14 protein-coding genes and 1 tRNA gene are annotated in these 13,892 nt (G+C 69.8%); 6 read left to right on the forward strand and 9 right to left on the reverse strand.

From position 1 onward, the window contains the following. The first annotated feature begins 43 nt into the window (after nucleotides 1-43). From ACFOM9_RS01200 to ACFOM9_RS01210, 3 genes are all read left to right on the forward strand, one after another. On the forward strand, nucleotides 44-619 hold the full coding sequence (locus ACFOM9_RS01200; RefSeq protein ID WP_386705399.1) for a GNAT family N-acetyltransferase: 576 nt from the start codon (nucleotides 44-46) through the stop codon (nucleotides 617-619). Then, nucleotides 609-1,421 carry a TrmH family RNA methyltransferase gene (locus ACFOM9_RS01205; RefSeq protein ID WP_386705400.1) on the forward strand — a complete coding sequence of 271 codons (813 nt, stop codon included), beginning with the start codon at nucleotides 609-611 and terminating at the stop codon, nucleotides 1,419-1,421. Before ACFOM9_RS01200 ends, ACFOM9_RS01205 begins: the two co-directional genes overlap by 11 nt. A gap of 147 nt (nucleotides 1,422-1,568) precedes the next feature. After that, nucleotides 1,569-3,260: a hypothetical protein gene (locus ACFOM9_RS01210; protein ID WP_386705401.1), complete on the forward strand. Its 1,692-nt coding sequence runs from the start codon at nucleotides 1,569-1,571 to the stop codon at nucleotides 3,258-3,260. Nucleotides 3,261-3,522: 262 nt separating this feature from the next. Here ACFOM9_RS01210 and ACFOM9_RS01215 read toward each other — a convergent pair whose 3' ends face one another. From ACFOM9_RS01215 to ACFOM9_RS01235, 5 genes are all read right to left on the reverse strand, one after another. Next, nucleotides 3,523-3,816 carry a GNAT family N-acetyltransferase gene (locus ACFOM9_RS01215; RefSeq protein ID WP_386705403.1) on the reverse strand — a complete coding sequence of 98 codons (294 nt, stop codon included), beginning with the start codon at nucleotides 3,814-3,816 and terminating at the stop codon, nucleotides 3,523-3,525. Between the two features lie 99 nt (nucleotides 3,817-3,915). Then, on the reverse strand, nucleotides 3,916-5,313 hold the full coding sequence (locus ACFOM9_RS01220) for a M28 family peptidase (RefSeq protein WP_386705405.1): 1,398 nt from the start codon (nucleotides 5,311-5,313) through the stop codon (nucleotides 3,916-3,918). Nucleotides 5,314-5,449: 136 nt separating this feature from the next. Then, a complete protein-coding gene (mscL, locus tag ACFOM9_RS01225) occupies nucleotides 5,450-5,872 on the reverse strand; it encodes a large-conductance mechanosensitive channel protein MscL (protein ID WP_386705407.1) in 423 nt (140 codons plus the stop codon). Between the two features lie 32 nt (nucleotides 5,873-5,904). Beyond that, on the reverse strand, nucleotides 5,905-6,630 hold the full coding sequence (locus tag ACFOM9_RS01230; protein WP_386705409.1) for a fumarylacetoacetate hydrolase family protein: 726 nt from the start codon (nucleotides 6,628-6,630) through the stop codon (nucleotides 5,905-5,907). Between the two features lie 51 nt (nucleotides 6,631-6,681). Continuing rightward, a complete protein-coding gene (locus ACFOM9_RS01235; protein WP_386705411.1) occupies nucleotides 6,682-6,975 on the reverse strand; it encodes a hypothetical protein in 294 nt (97 codons plus the stop codon). Nucleotides 6,976-7,028: 53 nt separating this feature from the next. On the opposite strand from ACFOM9_RS01235, the gene ACFOM9_RS01240 reads away from it, so the two are divergent. Next, complete coding sequence (locus ACFOM9_RS01240) at nucleotides 7,029-7,403, forward strand: Rieske (2Fe-2S) protein (RefSeq protein ID WP_386705413.1); 375 nt, start codon at nucleotides 7,029-7,031, stop codon at nucleotides 7,401-7,403. A 187-nt stretch (nucleotides 7,404-7,590) separates the two neighbouring features. Here ACFOM9_RS01240 and ACFOM9_RS01245 read toward each other — a convergent pair whose 3' ends face one another. The 4 genes from ACFOM9_RS01245 to thiS all read right to left on the reverse strand — a co-directional run bounded on the left by ACFOM9_RS01245 (nucleotide 7,591) and on the right by thiS (nucleotide 11,639). Next, complete coding sequence (locus tag ACFOM9_RS01245) at nucleotides 7,591-9,429, reverse strand: SLC13 family permease (protein WP_386705414.1); 1,839 nt, start codon at nucleotides 9,427-9,429, stop codon at nucleotides 7,591-7,593. A 129-nt stretch (nucleotides 9,430-9,558) separates the two neighbouring features. Further along, a complete protein-coding gene (gene trmB, locus ACFOM9_RS01250; protein ID WP_386705415.1) occupies nucleotides 9,559-10,332 on the reverse strand; it encodes a tRNA (guanosine(46)-N7)-methyltransferase TrmB in 774 nt (257 codons plus the stop codon). 186 nt (nucleotides 10,333-10,518) lie between these two features. Then, nucleotides 10,519-11,316, reverse strand: coding sequence for a thiazole synthase (locus ACFOM9_RS01255; RefSeq protein WP_386705416.1), 798 nt, complete (start codon nucleotides 11,314-11,316; stop codon nucleotides 10,519-10,521). 122 nt (nucleotides 11,317-11,438) lie between these two features. Then, a complete protein-coding gene (thiS, locus tag ACFOM9_RS01260; protein WP_386707226.1) occupies nucleotides 11,439-11,639 on the reverse strand; it encodes a sulfur carrier protein ThiS in 201 nt (66 codons plus the stop codon). A 141-nt stretch (nucleotides 11,640-11,780) separates the two neighbouring features. Between thiS and ACFOM9_RS01265 the strand changes: the two genes are divergently transcribed. Further along, nucleotides 11,781-13,640: an autotransporter domain-containing protein gene (locus ACFOM9_RS01265; protein ID WP_386705417.1), complete on the forward strand. Its 1,860-nt coding sequence runs from the start codon at nucleotides 11,781-11,783 to the stop codon at nucleotides 13,638-13,640. 117 nt (nucleotides 13,641-13,757) lie between these two features. After that, nucleotides 13,758-13,831, forward strand: a tRNA-Gly gene (locus ACFOM9_RS01270). The last annotated feature ends 61 nt before the right edge of the window (nucleotides 13,832-13,892 follow it).

The raw sequence follows: 13,892 nt of genomic DNA on the forward strand, positions 1-13,892 counted from the left end.
ACGATCCACAGGCCACGCTGCGCGCTCGCGTATCCTTCGCACGATGACCGACGCGGACTGGAAGACAACGACGCTCCTGGTCGGCGGCGCCCCCGTCGAGGCCGCCGTCAGCCTGCGCGCATGGCGCGACGACGACCTCGAATCGCTGCTGCTGCATGCCGACGACGCGCAGGTCGCGCGCGGCACCAGCGACCGCTTTCCGAATCCCTACACGCGCGCCGACGGCGAAGCCTTCCTGTCCGGACGCGTGGTCGACTTCAGCGCGCCGGTGTTCGCGATCGAGATCGACGGCCAGGCCTGCGGCGGCATCGGCGTGCGCGCCGGCCAGGGCGAGCGCCGCCACGGCGCCGAACTCGGCTACTGGCTGGGGCGGCGTCACTGGAGCCGCGGGCACATGACGCGCGTCGTCGGCGTGTTCGCGCCGTGGGTGATGCGCACGCTGTCGCTGTACCGGCTGCATGCGACGGTGCTCGACTTCAACACCGCGTCGGCGCGGGTCTTGCTGAAGAACGGTTTCCTCGAGGAAGGCACGCAGCGGCGCGCCGTGCTCACGCGTGGCAAGCTGCACGACCTGCGCAGCTTCGCCAGGACCCGGGACACGCTGGACGATGCCGACTGACCGCCCGCCATCGCCGTGGAAGCGCCCCCCGCCGCAGGCCGGTGCGGATGACGCCGCGCCGCCGCGCCGCCAGCGCGACGAGGAATTGCGGCTGTACGGGCTCAACGCCGTGCAGGCGGTGTTCGCGCGCCGGCCTGCGGCGATCCGCAAGATCTACTTGGCCGAAGCCCGCATCCCGCAGCTGCAGCCGCTGCTGAAATGGTGCGTCGCCCATCGGGTCGGCTACCGCGTGGTCGACGAGGCCGACCTGCACAAGCTCGCCGCCAGCAAGCACCACGAAGGCGTGGTGGCCGAGGTGCTGCGCGAGCCGCCGCAATCGCTGGCCACGTGGCTGGAGGCGCTGCCGGCCGGACCGTGCTGCGCGCTGTGGCTCGATGGCGTCGGCAACCCACACAATCTCGGAGCGATCCTGCGCTCGGCCGCGCACTTCGGGATCCGGGCGCTGCTGCTGCCGAAGGCTTCGCCGCTGGCGCTCTCGGGCGCGGCGGCGCGCGTGGCCGAAGGCGGTGCCGAAGCGGTGCCGTTCGTGCGCCTGGGACGTGAGGACAACGCCATCGCGCAGCTCCGTGGGGCCGGCTTCACGCTCGCCGCCACCGTGGTGCGCGGGGGCCAGGACCTGTTCGCCACGCCCCTGCCGCAGCGGCTGGTGTACGTGCTCGGCGCCGAAGGCGAGGGCATGGACGCGAGCCTGGCCGCCGCCTGCGACCTGCGCCTGTCGATCCCCGGCAGCGGCGCGGTCGAGAGCCTCAACGTCGCCGCCGCCACCGCGGTGTTGCTGGCACAGTGGGCGCGCGCGCGATGACTTGTGGAACGCGTGGGAGCGACTACAGTCGCGAGCTCTTCGCTGGAATGCCGGAGGCCGGGAACTCGTGGCTGAAACCGCTCATGCAGGAGGCTGTTCTTGCGAGTGGCGCAGCCCGATCGCGGTGATGCAAGGAGTGCACTCCTGATGGCACCACCGCCGGACGACGCCCGGCGCCACCTGGTGCCGCTGGCGCGCGCACTCGCGCTGTTCTACCTGCTCGCCGGCGTCGCCGCGATGTGGTGGCTGGCGCCGCGCGTGCCCTACGCGGACGGCTGGCGCTTGCTCGGCCATTTCCTGCAGGCACCGTTCCCACAAGACATCCTCGCGCCCGACAACGGCCACCACGAAGTGCTGCCCAACGCGGTGCGGGTGATCGAGCTGCACGCGTTCGCCGCGCAGCAGTGGCTGCAGGTCGTGGTCGGGATCGCGTTGGCACTGACGACGGTACTGGTGTTCTGGCGTGGCATCCGCGGGCTCGCAGCGGCACCGGCGCGGAGCGCCGCACTGCTGGCCGTGGTGCTGGGCGTGTTCTGGCTGGGCAACATCCGCGCGCTCGCGCACGGCAACGAATCGGTGCACGCGTACTGCGTCACGCTGTTCCTTGCGATCGGCCTGCACGTGCTGTCGCGGGAGCGAGGCGGGCGCGACGGCGTGGTCGACGCCGCACTTGCAGCCGCGTGCGGACTTGCCGCGGCGTTCTCCTTCGGCAGCGGCATCGCCTGTTTCGCCGGGTTCGCGGCGGTGCTCGCATTGCGACGGGCGCCGTGGCCGCAGTGGATCGCGCTTGCCGCCGGGCTGCTGCTCGCGCTGGTGCTGCTGCACTTCGACGGCGGCAGCGGGGCGCTGCCCGCCCTGGCGCCATTGCGCCAAGGCGAAACGCTGCTGCGCTGGCTGGCCGGGCCGTTCGTGTATGCCGCGTGGCCGCTGCTGGATACGCAGCTGGCGGCGCAGGTTCCGGTGACCGCGGCGCGAGTGCCCGCGCAGGCGATCGCCCACGCCTACGAAGGCGCGTTCGGACCGGTGCTGCTCGCGCGCTGGCCGCACCTGCTGTTCGGTCTGGCGGGGCTCGCTTGGCTTGCCGTGCTCGCCTGGCGGGCATGGCGCGACCGCGCGTCCGCCGCGATGGCGGGCATTGGGCTGGCCGGCATTGGCCTGGCGTGCTTCGCCGCCGCGGTCGGCGCGATGATCGCGCTGGTGCGCATCGACTATTTCAGCGTGCACCCAGGGCAACTGTTGGCGCCGCGCTACGTGGTCTGGTCGAGCCTGTTCTGGGCCGGCCTGCTGCTGGCGACGGCCGCGCAGGCGCGCCGCCCGGCACGCGCGCTGGCGCTGGTCGTGCTGGTGGCCATTACGCTGCTGCCCAGCCAGCTGTGGATGGCGAAGCTCGGCGGCGGCATGCAGGCCGTTGCCGGGCAGACGGGACTGGCCGCGGCGGTCGGCGTCGTCGAACCATCGCTGCCGCTGGGCGAAACCGTGCCGGAAGAGCTCGCAGCCGCGCTGCCGTCCGCGCGTGCGGCGCGGGTGGCGGTGTTCGCGTGGCCGGAAACACAGTGGCTCGGGCACCGGCCGGAAGCCGATGCGATGCACCCGCTCGATGCGCGAGATGTCGAGGTGGCGGTCGTCGACAACCGCCTTGATCCGGGTGCGCGTGGCCGCCGGGTCCGCTTCGTCCTCGATGACGCGCCGGGCGAACGCGTGCTGCTGCTCGACGGCGACGGCATGGTGCGCGGCCTCGCGATGCGCGACCGCGAACGAGGCTGCTGGATCGGCTGGATGCGCGGACCGGGGGTGGCCGATGGCATCGCACCACGTGTGGCCGCTACCGCTGGCCGGTAGGTCCATGGCAATGACATGTGGGAGCGGCTTCAGCCGCGAGCTTTTACTTTCTGCAAAAGGGCGAAAAGCTCGCGGCTGAAGCCGCTGCCACAAGCTGCGTCGGGACCGCTTGTTCGAACGGTTGGGCTAGGCCACGCCGCGCGGCTTCGATGTGGATGGCGCGCCGCGGCACCGCGATGTCGAAGTGCAGCACGTCCTCGGATACCAAGTTTCGTGTACAGCGCGATGGCGGGCTCGTCGCCGTGGTCGGCCTGCACGAAGATCACGTACGCGCCGCCACCCTCCGCAGTTCCATGAGCAGGGCGGTCGCGATGCCCTGCCTGCGACGGGCTTCCGACACCGCCAGGTCGTAGATGCAGATTTCGCTGCGTTCCTGCTCGAACTTGGACAGTACGTAGGCCGCGAGTCCGCCGACGACCGCGCCGTCCTTCAGCGCAGCGAGCGCGATGAAGGCGTCGCTGCCCAGCCGCCGGAGGTAGGCCTGGCCTGGTGGCGCTTCGCTGAAGGTCGGCACGTCACCGAACGCCTCGCCGAACATCGCCAGCATGGCGCGCATCGTTGCATCCTCTTCGGAACCAAGCGTGCGGACGAAGAAGGATGCGGGAGACATGGGAGCGCGTGATGATCGTCCGGTGGATGCGACGCGTCGCCGAGGTCAGCGCGTGGCGCCCGCCGCCTTCGGCGCGCTGCCGAAGCCGCCGTCGGCCTGCGCCGCCAGCCAGGTGAACACCGCGTACGCGGCGACGTTCTGCGCCAGCGCCTTCGGCTCGATCTTGTCCAGGGTGTCCTCGGCGTTGTGGTGCAGGTCGAAGTAGTCGGTGCCGTCGTGGCCCAGCCAGGCCCAGGCCATGCCGCGCTCGGTCAGCGGGCCGATGTCGGATTCGGGGTCGCCCTGGCCTGGCATCGTCTCGATGCCCAGCGGCGCGAGCGATGCCGCGATCTGTTCGAACGCGGCCTTCTCGCTCGCGCGCGCGCTGCTGTCGAAGCCGTAGATGCGGCCGGCGCCGAAGTCGCTTTCGGCGGCGATGACATGCTTCGCGACATCCTTCGCATGCGCGTCCCGATAGGCGAACCCGCCGTGCAGGCCCTGCTCCTCGTTCGCGAACGCGACCACGCGGATCGTGCGCTTTGGCTTGAGCGGCTTGAGCAGCGCGCCGGTGGCCATTGTGATGCCGATGCCGGCCGCGTCGTCGATCGCGCCGGTGCCGTGGTCCCAGGAATCCAGGTGGCCGCCGATCAGCACGATCTCGTCGGGGCGCGTGCTGCCGGTGATCTCGCCGATCACGTTCTGCGAGGTGTACTTGCCGTCCCAGCCACAATCGAGCGCTACCCGCACCCGGGTCGGCCCGAGCGCCGCCAGGCGCGCGAGCTGGTCGGCGTCGACCATCGACAGCGCCGCCGATGGAATCGGTTCGAGGCCGTCTTCGAAGCGCGTGTTGCCGGTATGCGGCGCGCGCGAGGAATCGGTGCCGGCCGAGCGCATCAGGAATGCCGCCGCGCCCTTGTGGATCGCGACCGACGGCCCGCGCCCGCGGATGCCGCCGCCGTTGCGGTAATCGCCGCCGTCGCGCTGCTTCTTCATCCGATAATCGACGAAGGCGATCTTGCCGACCAGCGATCCGTCCGGGGCCGCCTTCAGCGCGTCCAGGTCGGCGAAGCGCACGACTTCGCCTTCGACCGTGCCGCCGGGGCTGCCGCCCAGCGCGGTCAGCAGCAGCGACTGCGCATGCGTGCCCAGCACCTCGGCGTGCTCGCTGCGGCGCACCCACTTCGGAAACGTGACCGGTTCAGTCCAGACCTTGTCGTAGCCGAGCTGTTCGAACTTGGCTTTGGCCCACGCCACCGCGCGCGCGTCGGCTTCGCTGCCGGCCAGCCGCGGGCCGACCTCGGTGGTCAGCGATTCGGTGATCTTCCAGCCCAGGTCACTGGCCAATGCCTGCTCGCGCAGCTGCGCGGCCCGCTCGATCGCCGCGTCCGGGATGCGGGTAGCGGCGTGATTCGCGGCGGCGGGCAGCGCGAGGGCGAGGGCAAGCAGCAACGGGGCGAGGCGCATGGCGGTCTCCGGCGGGGATGGACGCGACGCGCGGCAGAGCGCGTGGGTCGGGAAAAAAGACGAAGCCGCGAGGGTGGCAGCCCCTGCGGCTTCGCGGCCTGTGGCACAAGTCATGCCGCGCGTGGCGGCGGTCGCATCACGGCGTCGGCGAGGTCCGGCCTTTCAGCTCATCGCGGATCTCGCGCAGCAGCAGCACGTCCTCCGGCGTCGCGGCGGGGGCGGCATCGGGCTTGCGATGGAAGCGGTTGATCGCCTTGACCACCAGGAAGATCGCGAACGCGAGGATGACGAACTGGATCACCGCGTTGAGGAATTCGCCAATGCCGATGACCACCGCCGGCACCGCCTCGCCGGCCGCATCCACCGTGGCCTGCTTCAGCGTGATCACCCACTTGGAGAAATCCACGCCGCCGATCAGCAGCCCGATCGGCGGCATGATCACCTTGTCGACCAGCGCGGTGACGATCTTGCCGAAGGCCGCGCCGATCACGACGCCGACCGCGAGGTCGACGACGCTGCCGCGCATCGCGAATTCCTTGAACTCACTCATCATGCCCATGTGCTTTCCTCGCTTGGGGTGTCGGGTCCAGCCTACACGCGCGGCGGCGCGATGCGGCACTGCAGTTCGAGCAGGTTGTCGAGCCGGCCCACGCAGCGATCGCCGGAGTGGAGCGCGGCGACGCCAGCCGGCGTGCCCATGAAGACCAGGTCGCCGGCGCGCAGGGCGTACAGCGCGGACAGCGCGATGAGGATGTCGGGCACGTCCCAGATGAACTGGTCCAGTCGCGACTGCTGGCGCAGCTCGCCGTTCACCGTCAGCGACAGGGTGCGCGCGGCAAGTTCGCCGACGGCGCCGGCCGGCAGCAGCTCGCTGACGGGGGCGGACTGGTCGAAGGCCTTGCCGGTGTCCCAGGGCAGGCCCTTGGCCTTGGCGGCGGCCTGCAGGTCGCGGCGGGTCAGGTCCAGGCCGAGGCCGTAACCGTAGACGAGGCGCTGGGCGGTGTTGCGGTCGAGCACGCCATCAGGGGCGTCGCGGCCCAGCGCGACGACCAGCTCGATCTCGTGCTGCAGGTCCGTGGTGCCTGGCGGGTACGTGGCCTGTCCGTCGACGACGATCGCATCGGCCGGCTTGAGGAAGAGCACCGGCTGCCCGCGCTCGGCCCGGGACGCCGGCGCGGCGGCGCCCATCTCGCGGGCGTGGTCGGCGAAGTTGCGGCCGACGCAGTAGATCCGGTGCACGGGGAAGCTGCCGCCGCCGCGAACCGGCACCCGCGGGCACGGCAGGGCGGGGACGACATCGCGGGGCTCGTCGGTCATGGAGATTCCTGGAGGATGCGGCGGGCCGCGCGTCGCGTGACGCGGGCGCGTTCAGCGCAGCAGCGGCTGGCCGGGTTTGACGACGTGGTATTCGGCGTCCACCACGCGCGTGCGCGCGGCCACCGGCTTGCCGCGCCCGCGCAGCAGCCGAACCAGCAGCCCGCCAGCGAGCATCGCGGTGCCCACGACCAGGCCGATCACCAGCAGTCCCGCCAGCAGCAGCACGCCGACCATGCCGAGCAGCACGCGCAGCAGCGGATGCCGCGGCTTGCGCGGCGCGAACATCGCCGACAGGCCGACGGTGGAGAAACGGGTCTGGAAGGAGCGGAACAGGCGATCGGACATGGTGCGGTCGGGGCGTTACGATGACGGACAGGTGACGGAGTATCGGCCGGGCAATGAGTGAAGATGTAAGGAGTTTGTTAAACACGGGTGAAGACGGCCTGCGGCTCCTGCCATTGACCCAGATCGAGGACGGCGGCTTCGCCGAGGCGGAAGCCACGATCGACGGCGATGCCGAATCGCTGATCCTGCATCGCGACGGCGATCGCGTCCGCGCCTGGCTCAACATCTGTCCGCACGCGGGGCGGCGGCTGGACTGGGCGCCCGGCCAGTTCCTCAAGAGTCGCGAAGGCCACCTGGTCTGCGCAGTGCACGGCGCGACGTTCGAACTGAGCGGTGGCGTCTGCGTGGCAGGCCCCTGCCGCGGCGAAGCGCTGCGCGCGGTCGCGGTGGTCGTGCGGAACGGCGACGTGGTGCTCGACAGAACCTAGGGCACTCGAAGGCGGAGCCTGCAGATTGCACCCGTCTTTGTAGGAGCGGCTTCAGCCGCGAGCTCTCGGGCGATGCCATGCAAATGGGCTGGGCGGACATTGCGCCCTTCAAAAGCTCGCGGCTGAAGCCGCTCCCACAACGATCGGCGCGGGTCGCTCGCGTCCGGCCCAGCTACGACCGGGGCACCTAGAACATCAGGTTGACCATCAGCACCACGATCGTGGTGTAGACCAGCGACAGCGGCCCGCCCACGCGCCACATGTCGCGCGCCGTGTAGCCGGCGGGGCCGGTGATCATCGAAATCGACGGGTTCGACGCGGTCATGAAGTTGTTCGATGCCGACAGCGCGACGATCAGCGCGAACGCGGTCGGATTGCCGCCTACGGCCAGCGCCAAATTGATTGCCAGCGGCACCATCACGATGGTCGCGCCGACGTGGCTGATCACCAGCGAAAACAAAGTGGTCAGCAGCGCCAGCGCCAGCTGGATCAGCCACACCGGCAGGCCCTCCGGCAAGCGCTCGATGCTGTGGCCGGCGACCCACGCCGCCGCGCCGCTGGAATCCATCGCCCAGCCCAGCGGGATCAGGCAAGCCATCAGGAAGACCGTCTTCCAGTTGATCGCCGCGTAGGCCTCGTCCATCTTCAGCACGCCGCTGACCAGCATGCCGGCCACGCCGGCCATCAGCGCGATCGAGGTCGGGATCCTGGACGACAGCGCGATCAGCATGGTGACCGCGAAGATCACCATCGCGATCTTGAACTTGTGCGGGCGCTGTTCGCCCTTCGGGTAATCGGTGACGACCACGAAGTCGCGATTGGCCGCGGTCTGCGCGAGGTCCTGCCAGATGCTGTGCAGGACCAGCATGTCGCCGGCGCGCAGCGGGACATTGCGCGCGTTCTCGCGCAGCACGTCCTTGTCGCGGTTGATCGCCAGCAGGCTGATGCCGTAGCTCTTGCGCAGGTGCAGGTCGGCGGGCGTCTTGCCGATGAACTTCGAGGTCGGCGGCACCACCGCCTCGGAAATGCCGGCGCGGCTGGGGTTGAACAGGTCGCCGAACTCACGCAGCCGCGTGCTCATGCGCAGGAACTGGTTCTGCGCGAAATCGGCCACCTGCTGTCGCGAACCCATCGCGCCGATCACGCTGCCAACCCAGATCCGCGCATCGCCCGGCGGCGCCAGCCGCGACTCGTTGCCGGTCTTCAGCGCAAGCAGCAGCGGCGCGCCGTGCAGCGCCTCGGCCTCGCCCAGCGCCATGCCCACCAGCGGACTGTCGGCGCTGACCACCAGTTCGAACACCTCGCCCTCGATGCCGTAGGACTTGGCGAAATAGCTCTGGGTGCGCGCCGGCGTCACGCCCTTGTCGGTGTCGTCGCGCAGCTGGCGGTTGCCGAAGAAATGGAAGTAGGCCAGCGCCGCGGCCAGCAGCGCCAGGCCAATCGGCATGGGCGCGAACATGCGCAAAGGCTCGAGCGTGCCGACGCCCGAGGGAAGGTTGGCGTTGGCCGCGACCAGCAGGTCGTTGAGCAGGATCAGCGGCGAGTTGCCGACCATCGTCAGGCCGCCGCCCATGATGATCGACGCCGAGACCGGCATCAGCAGCCGCGACAGGCTGACCCCGGTGCGCGCCGACAGGCGCGAGACGATCGGCAGGTAGAGCGCGGTCACCGAGGTGTTCTGCATGATCGACGAGTTGAGCCCGGCAATCGCCGACGACAGCAGCAGCAAGCGCTGCTCGACGCCGTTCGAGCGCCGCAGCAGCCAGCTCGCCAGGCGGTTGAGCGCGCCGGTGCGGTCCAGCCCCATGCCCAGGATCATCGTCGCGATCACGTTCATCACCGCGTCCGACGAGAAGCCATTGAAGATGTCCTCCGGCGCGACCAGCCCGGTCAGGCCGAGCAGCACCAGCACCACCAGCGCCACCACGTCGGCGCGCACGCGTTCGAACAGGAACAACACCATCGTCAGCACGACCAGGCCCAGTACGAGCGCCATGTCGGTGGTGAGGGTGAGGGCGGTGTCCATCAGGGCCGGGATTCGGGGCTCGGGAATCGGGAATCGAAAGTGCGCGCACCCGGTCCCGGGCATGTTCGGTTGTTCGTGCCGGCAACGCGAACCTCGACGGTGAATCGGGGAAGCCGGATGTCCATGCTCCTACGATGCCCCATTCGCGATTCCCGGCTCCCGGTCATACAGCAGATCCCACACACCATGCCCCAGCCGCTGGCCGCGTGTCTCGAAGTGCGTCTGGGGCCGCCAGTCGGGGCGCGCCACGTGGCCGCGTGGACCAGCGCGGTTGCGCAGGCCGGGCGTGGCATCGAGCACATCCCACATCTGTTCGGCGTAGTCCCGCCAGTCGGTGGCCAGGTGCAGGCGACCGCCGCAGGCGAGCTTCTTCACCAGCAGCGCGGCGAAGGCCGGCTGCAGGAGGCGGCGCTTGTTGTGGCGTTTCTTGTGCCACGGGTCGGGGAAGTAGATGCGGATCTCGTCAAGCGTGCTGTCGGCGACCTCGTGCTCGAGCACCTCGACCGCGTCATGGTGGTAGAGGCGGACGTGGTCGCTGTCGTCCTGCGCCAGCGCGTTGAGCAGTCGGCCGACGCCGGGGGCGTGGACCTCCAGGCCGATGTAGTCGCGCTCGCGGTCGCGCGCGGCGGCGTAGCGCAGCGCATCGCCATTGCCGAAGCCGATTTCCAGCACGCGCCTGGCGCTCCGGCCGAAGACGGCGTCGAAATCGCGCGGCTGGCCGCTGCTTCCGGGCGGCATGAAATCCAGGCCAAAACGCGGCCATAGCGCATCGAACGCGCGCTGCTGCGCCGGCGTGAACCGCCCCTGCCGCAGCACGAAGCTGCGCACGCGGCGGTTTCCCTCCTCGACGGTGAACGGCTTGGGCGGGGCCTTGGCGCCGTCGCTGGAGAACGGGTCGGTCATGCCTTCAGCCCTGTTTCCGGCGGGTGCGGCGGCGGGCGGGGGCGCTGCGAAACGGGAATGCGCAAACGCGCAGGGGGTGGCCACATCCACGAAAGCCCATCTTCGTGTCTACCGCCGCACCGTCATCCGGGCGCCTTGCGCCACCCTCTTCCATGGGCAGAAGGAACACGCAATGGCTTGGCGACATTATCCGATCAGCCCTTCCACCGGACTGGACGCGCTGGCGTAGCGCTTGCGCGGGATCCGCCCGGCGCGGAACGCGGAACGCCCGGCCTCGATCGCCAGCTTCATCGCGTGCGCCATCAACACCGGGTCCTTCGCGCCGGCGATCGCGGTGTTCATCAGCACGCCGTCGCAGCCCAGCTCCATCGCGATCGCCGCGTCCGAAGCAGTGCCGACGCCGGCGTCGACGATGATCGGCACCTTCGCGTTCTCGACGATCTCCACCAGGTTCCATTTGTTCTGGATGCCCAGGCCCGATCCGATCGGCGCGGCCAGCGGCATCACCGCGACGCAGCCGATCTCCTCGAGACGCTTGGCCAGGAGCGGATCGTCAGAGGTGTAGACCATCACATCGAAGCCCTCGGCGACCAGCTGCTCGGCGGCCTTGAGCGTCTGCACCACGTCGGGGAACAGCGTCCTCTGGTCGCCCAGCACCTCGAGCTTGACCAGCGCGTGGCCGTCGAGCAGCTCGCGCGCGAGCCTGCAGGTGCGCACCGCGTCCTCGGCGGTGTAGCAGCCGGCGGTGTTGGGCAGGATGGTGTAGCGATCCGGCGGCAGCACGTCGAGCAGATTGGGCTCGCCGGGGTTCTGGCCGATGTTGCTGCGGCGGATGGCGACGGTGACGATCTCCGAACCCGCGGCCTCGGTGGAGGCGCGGGTTTCGTCGAGGTCCCTGAACTTGCCGGTGCCGGTCAGCAGGCGCGAGCGATAGGTCTTGCCGGCGACGACCAGTGCATCGCCGTGGTGCGCTTGGGTATCCATCGCGGAATTATCGCGCAAAGTGCGTCGGCGATTCAGCGCGTTCACCAGGCCTGGTCAGCGCAGGGTGGGGTGGGCTGCGCGTAGCCGTGCTGGCGATCGACATTTGCCTGGGGCGGTGCCGCTCACCCACCGCCCAGCGCGTGCACGATCTCCACCTGGTCGCCGGCGTGCAGCACGTGTTCGCCATGGCGGCTGCGCGGCACGATCTCGCCGTTGATCTCCACCGCGACGCGGCGCTGTGCCAGATGCTGGCTTTCGAGCAGTTCGCCCAGGGTGGTGTGTGCGGCCAGGGGCAGGGGTTCGCCGTTGAGCAGGATGTCCATGCGCGTATTGTGGCCGCTTGCATCGGCGCCTGCACCCGCGATGCGGCGGCGCACCTTGAGCGCGCCCGGCGTTCGTGGAACCATGCCCCACCATCCGCTCCCGTACGTCGGAGCGGCCCGTTTCCCAAGGAGATTTCGCTCATGGCGTTGCTGTCCCGTCCCATCCGCAACACCCTTGCCGCCGCGCTGGCGCTCGCCGCCGCGCCGGTCTTCGCGCAGGGCGACAGTCCTTACAGCAACACCGTCTTCTTCGGCGACAGCCTCACCGACAGCGGCTATTTCCGCCCCGTGCTGCTGCAGGTGGTCGGTCCTTCGGGCGCGCTGATCGGCAAGTTCACCACCAATCCGGGGCTGGTCTGGTCCGAATACCTCGCCGACTACTACGGCACCGACGCCTCGCCCAACGGCAACGGCCAGAACGGCGACAACTACGCCGCCGGCGGCGCGCGCGTGGGCATCAACGTCAACGGCGGCCTTGGCCCGATCCCGTCGCTGGCGACGCAGATGAACAACTATCTCGCCGCCAACGGCGGCAAGGCCGATCCGAACGCGCTGTACACCGTCTGGGGAGGGGCCAACGACCTGTTCGCGGTCGCGGCCGATCCGTCGCAGGCGCAGGCGATCATCGGCGGCGCAGTCACCGCGCAGATCGGCATCGTCGGCACGCTGCAGGCGGCCGGCGCGCAGTACGTGCTGGTGCCGACCATCCCCGACATCGGCCTGACCCCGTCCTCGCGCGCCGGCGGCGCGGTCGCGATGGGCCAGGGCACCGCGCTCGCCACCGCCTACAACAACGCGCTGTTCGCCGGCCTGGCCAGCAACGGCTTGAAGGTGATCCCGGTCGACACGTTCCACTTCCTGCAGGAAGCGGTCGCCGACCCGTCCGCCTACGGCCTGGTCAACGTGACCGATGCCGGCTGCGGCATGCAGCCGGCGCCCGCCGGCGATTCGTCGCTGTTCTGCAACCCGGCGTCGTACGTCGATCCGAACGTGCAGGACAGCTACCTGTTCGCCGACGGTGTGCATCCGAGCGCCGGTGCGCACCGGATCATCAGCCAGCTGGCGATCAACATGCTCGAAGCCCCGCGCCAGATCGCGGTGCTGCCGCGTTCGGCCGCCACCACCGGCCGCGCGCGCGCCGACATCGTCGGCTCGCACGTGTCGGGCGCGCCCGAGGCCGATGGCATGCACTGGTGGACCAACCTGCGCGGCGACTTCCAGCGCTACGGCAGCGGCGACGACTATGACGGCGTGATCCCGGCGCTCGCCGGCGGCGTCGACTGGACCAGCGGCAACCTGGTGTTCGGCGGCTTCGCCGGCTACGGCCGCGGCCGCATCGACTTCGGCCACAACGGCGGCAAGTTCGAGCAGTCCGACGCGACCATTGGCGGTTTCGCCGGCTGGTACGGCGAAGGCGGCGCGTGGGTCAACGGCCAGCTCAGCTATTCGCAGCTGAACTTCGACGTCGACCGCAAGCTCCAGCTCGGCCAGGCCACCCGCGTGCATACCGGTTCGGCCGACGGCGACAACATCACGGCCGCGATCAACGCCGGCTGGAACTTCGGCAGCGACGCGCTGCAGCACGGGCCGGTACTGAGCGTGGTGTCGCAGCAGATCGACGTCGACGGCTACCGCGAAAGCCAGCCGACGCTGTCGTCGTCGCTGGCCTATGCCGACCAGAGCTTCGATTCGCTGATCGGCAGCGTCGGCTGGCAGGCCAGCTACGCCATCAACGACCACCTCGTGCCGTACGCCAAGCTCACCTACGACCACGAGTTCGAGGAGGGCGACCCCCAGGTCTTCGCCAGCGCGCAGTCGATTCCAGGCTCGCTGGAATACGCGGTGCCGGGGCTTTCGTACGACCGCAACTACACCTCGATCGTGATCGGCGCGCGCACGCGCATGCTCGGTCTGGACGCCAACGTCGGCGCCATGGCCACCGTGCAGCAGGGCGGCGGCAACAACGCCACCGTGTTCGCCACGGTAGGCAGCAGCTTCTGACGCCTGCAGCGTCTGGGCGACACGCGAAGGGCCCTCGCGGGCCCTTCTTTTTCGGCCGCGTCCGGTGCCGGGATGGATTGCCACGGCGCGAGCGGCGGGCATAAACTGGCGGCTTCCGCGGGTGTAGCTCAATGGTAGAGCTGTAGCTTCCCAAGCTACTGACGAGGGTTCGATTCCCTTCACCCGCTCCAGGTTCGGACGGCGGCGCGCCCCACGGGTGGGCCGCCGTTTTTGATATGGCGCACCTTCGAT

The organism is Luteimonas notoginsengisoli, assembly GCF_042648885.1.
GTDB classification, from domain to species: domain Bacteria; phylum Pseudomonadota; class Gammaproteobacteria; order Xanthomonadales; family Xanthomonadaceae; genus Luteimonas; species Luteimonas notoginsengisoli.

Coding starts and splice junctions, on each gene's coding strand:
- ACFOM9_RS01200 (WP_386705399.1), top strand. CDS start 44: ATGACCGACGCGGACTGGAAGACAACGACGCTCCTGGTCGGCGGCGCC.
- ACFOM9_RS01205 (WP_386705400.1), top strand. CDS start 609: ATGCCGACTGACCGCCCGCCATCGCCGTGGAAGCGCCCCCCGCCGCAG.
- ACFOM9_RS01210 (WP_386705401.1), top strand. CDS start 1,569: ATGGCACCACCGCCGGACGACGCCCGGCGCCACCTGGTGCCGCTGGCG.
- ACFOM9_RS01215 (WP_386705403.1), bottom strand. CDS start 3,816: ATGCGCGCCATGCTGGCGATGTTCGGCGAGGCGTTCGGTGACGTGCCG.
- ACFOM9_RS01220 (WP_386705405.1), bottom strand. CDS start 5,313: ATGCGCCTCGCCCCGTTGCTGCTTGCCCTCGCCCTCGCGCTGCCCGCC.
- mscL (WP_386705407.1), bottom strand. CDS start 5,872: ATGGGCATGATGAGTGAGTTCAAGGAATTCGCGATGCGCGGCAGCGTC.
- ACFOM9_RS01230 (WP_386705409.1), bottom strand. CDS start 6,630: ATGACCGACGAGCCCCGCGATGTCGTCCCCGCCCTGCCGTGCCCGCGG.
- ACFOM9_RS01235 (WP_386705411.1), bottom strand. CDS start 6,975: ATGTCCGATCGCCTGTTCCGCTCCTTCCAGACCCGTTTCTCCACCGTC.
- ACFOM9_RS01240 (WP_386705413.1), top strand. CDS start 7,029: ATGAGTGAAGATGTAAGGAGTTTGTTAAACACGGGTGAAGACGGCCTG.
- ACFOM9_RS01245 (WP_386705414.1), bottom strand. CDS start 9,429: ATGGACACCGCCCTCACCCTCACCACCGACATGGCGCTCGTACTGGGC.
- trmB (WP_386705415.1), bottom strand. CDS start 10,332: ATGACCGACCCGTTCTCCAGCGACGGCGCCAAGGCCCCGCCCAAGCCG.
- ACFOM9_RS01255 (WP_386705416.1), bottom strand. CDS start 11,316: ATGGATACCCAAGCGCACCACGGCGATGCACTGGTCGTCGCCGGCAAG.
- thiS (WP_386707226.1), bottom strand. CDS start 11,639: ATGGACATCCTGCTCAACGGCGAACCCCTGCCCCTGGCCGCACACACC.
- ACFOM9_RS01265 (WP_386705417.1), top strand. CDS start 11,781: ATGGCGTTGCTGTCCCGTCCCATCCGCAACACCCTTGCCGCCGCGCTG.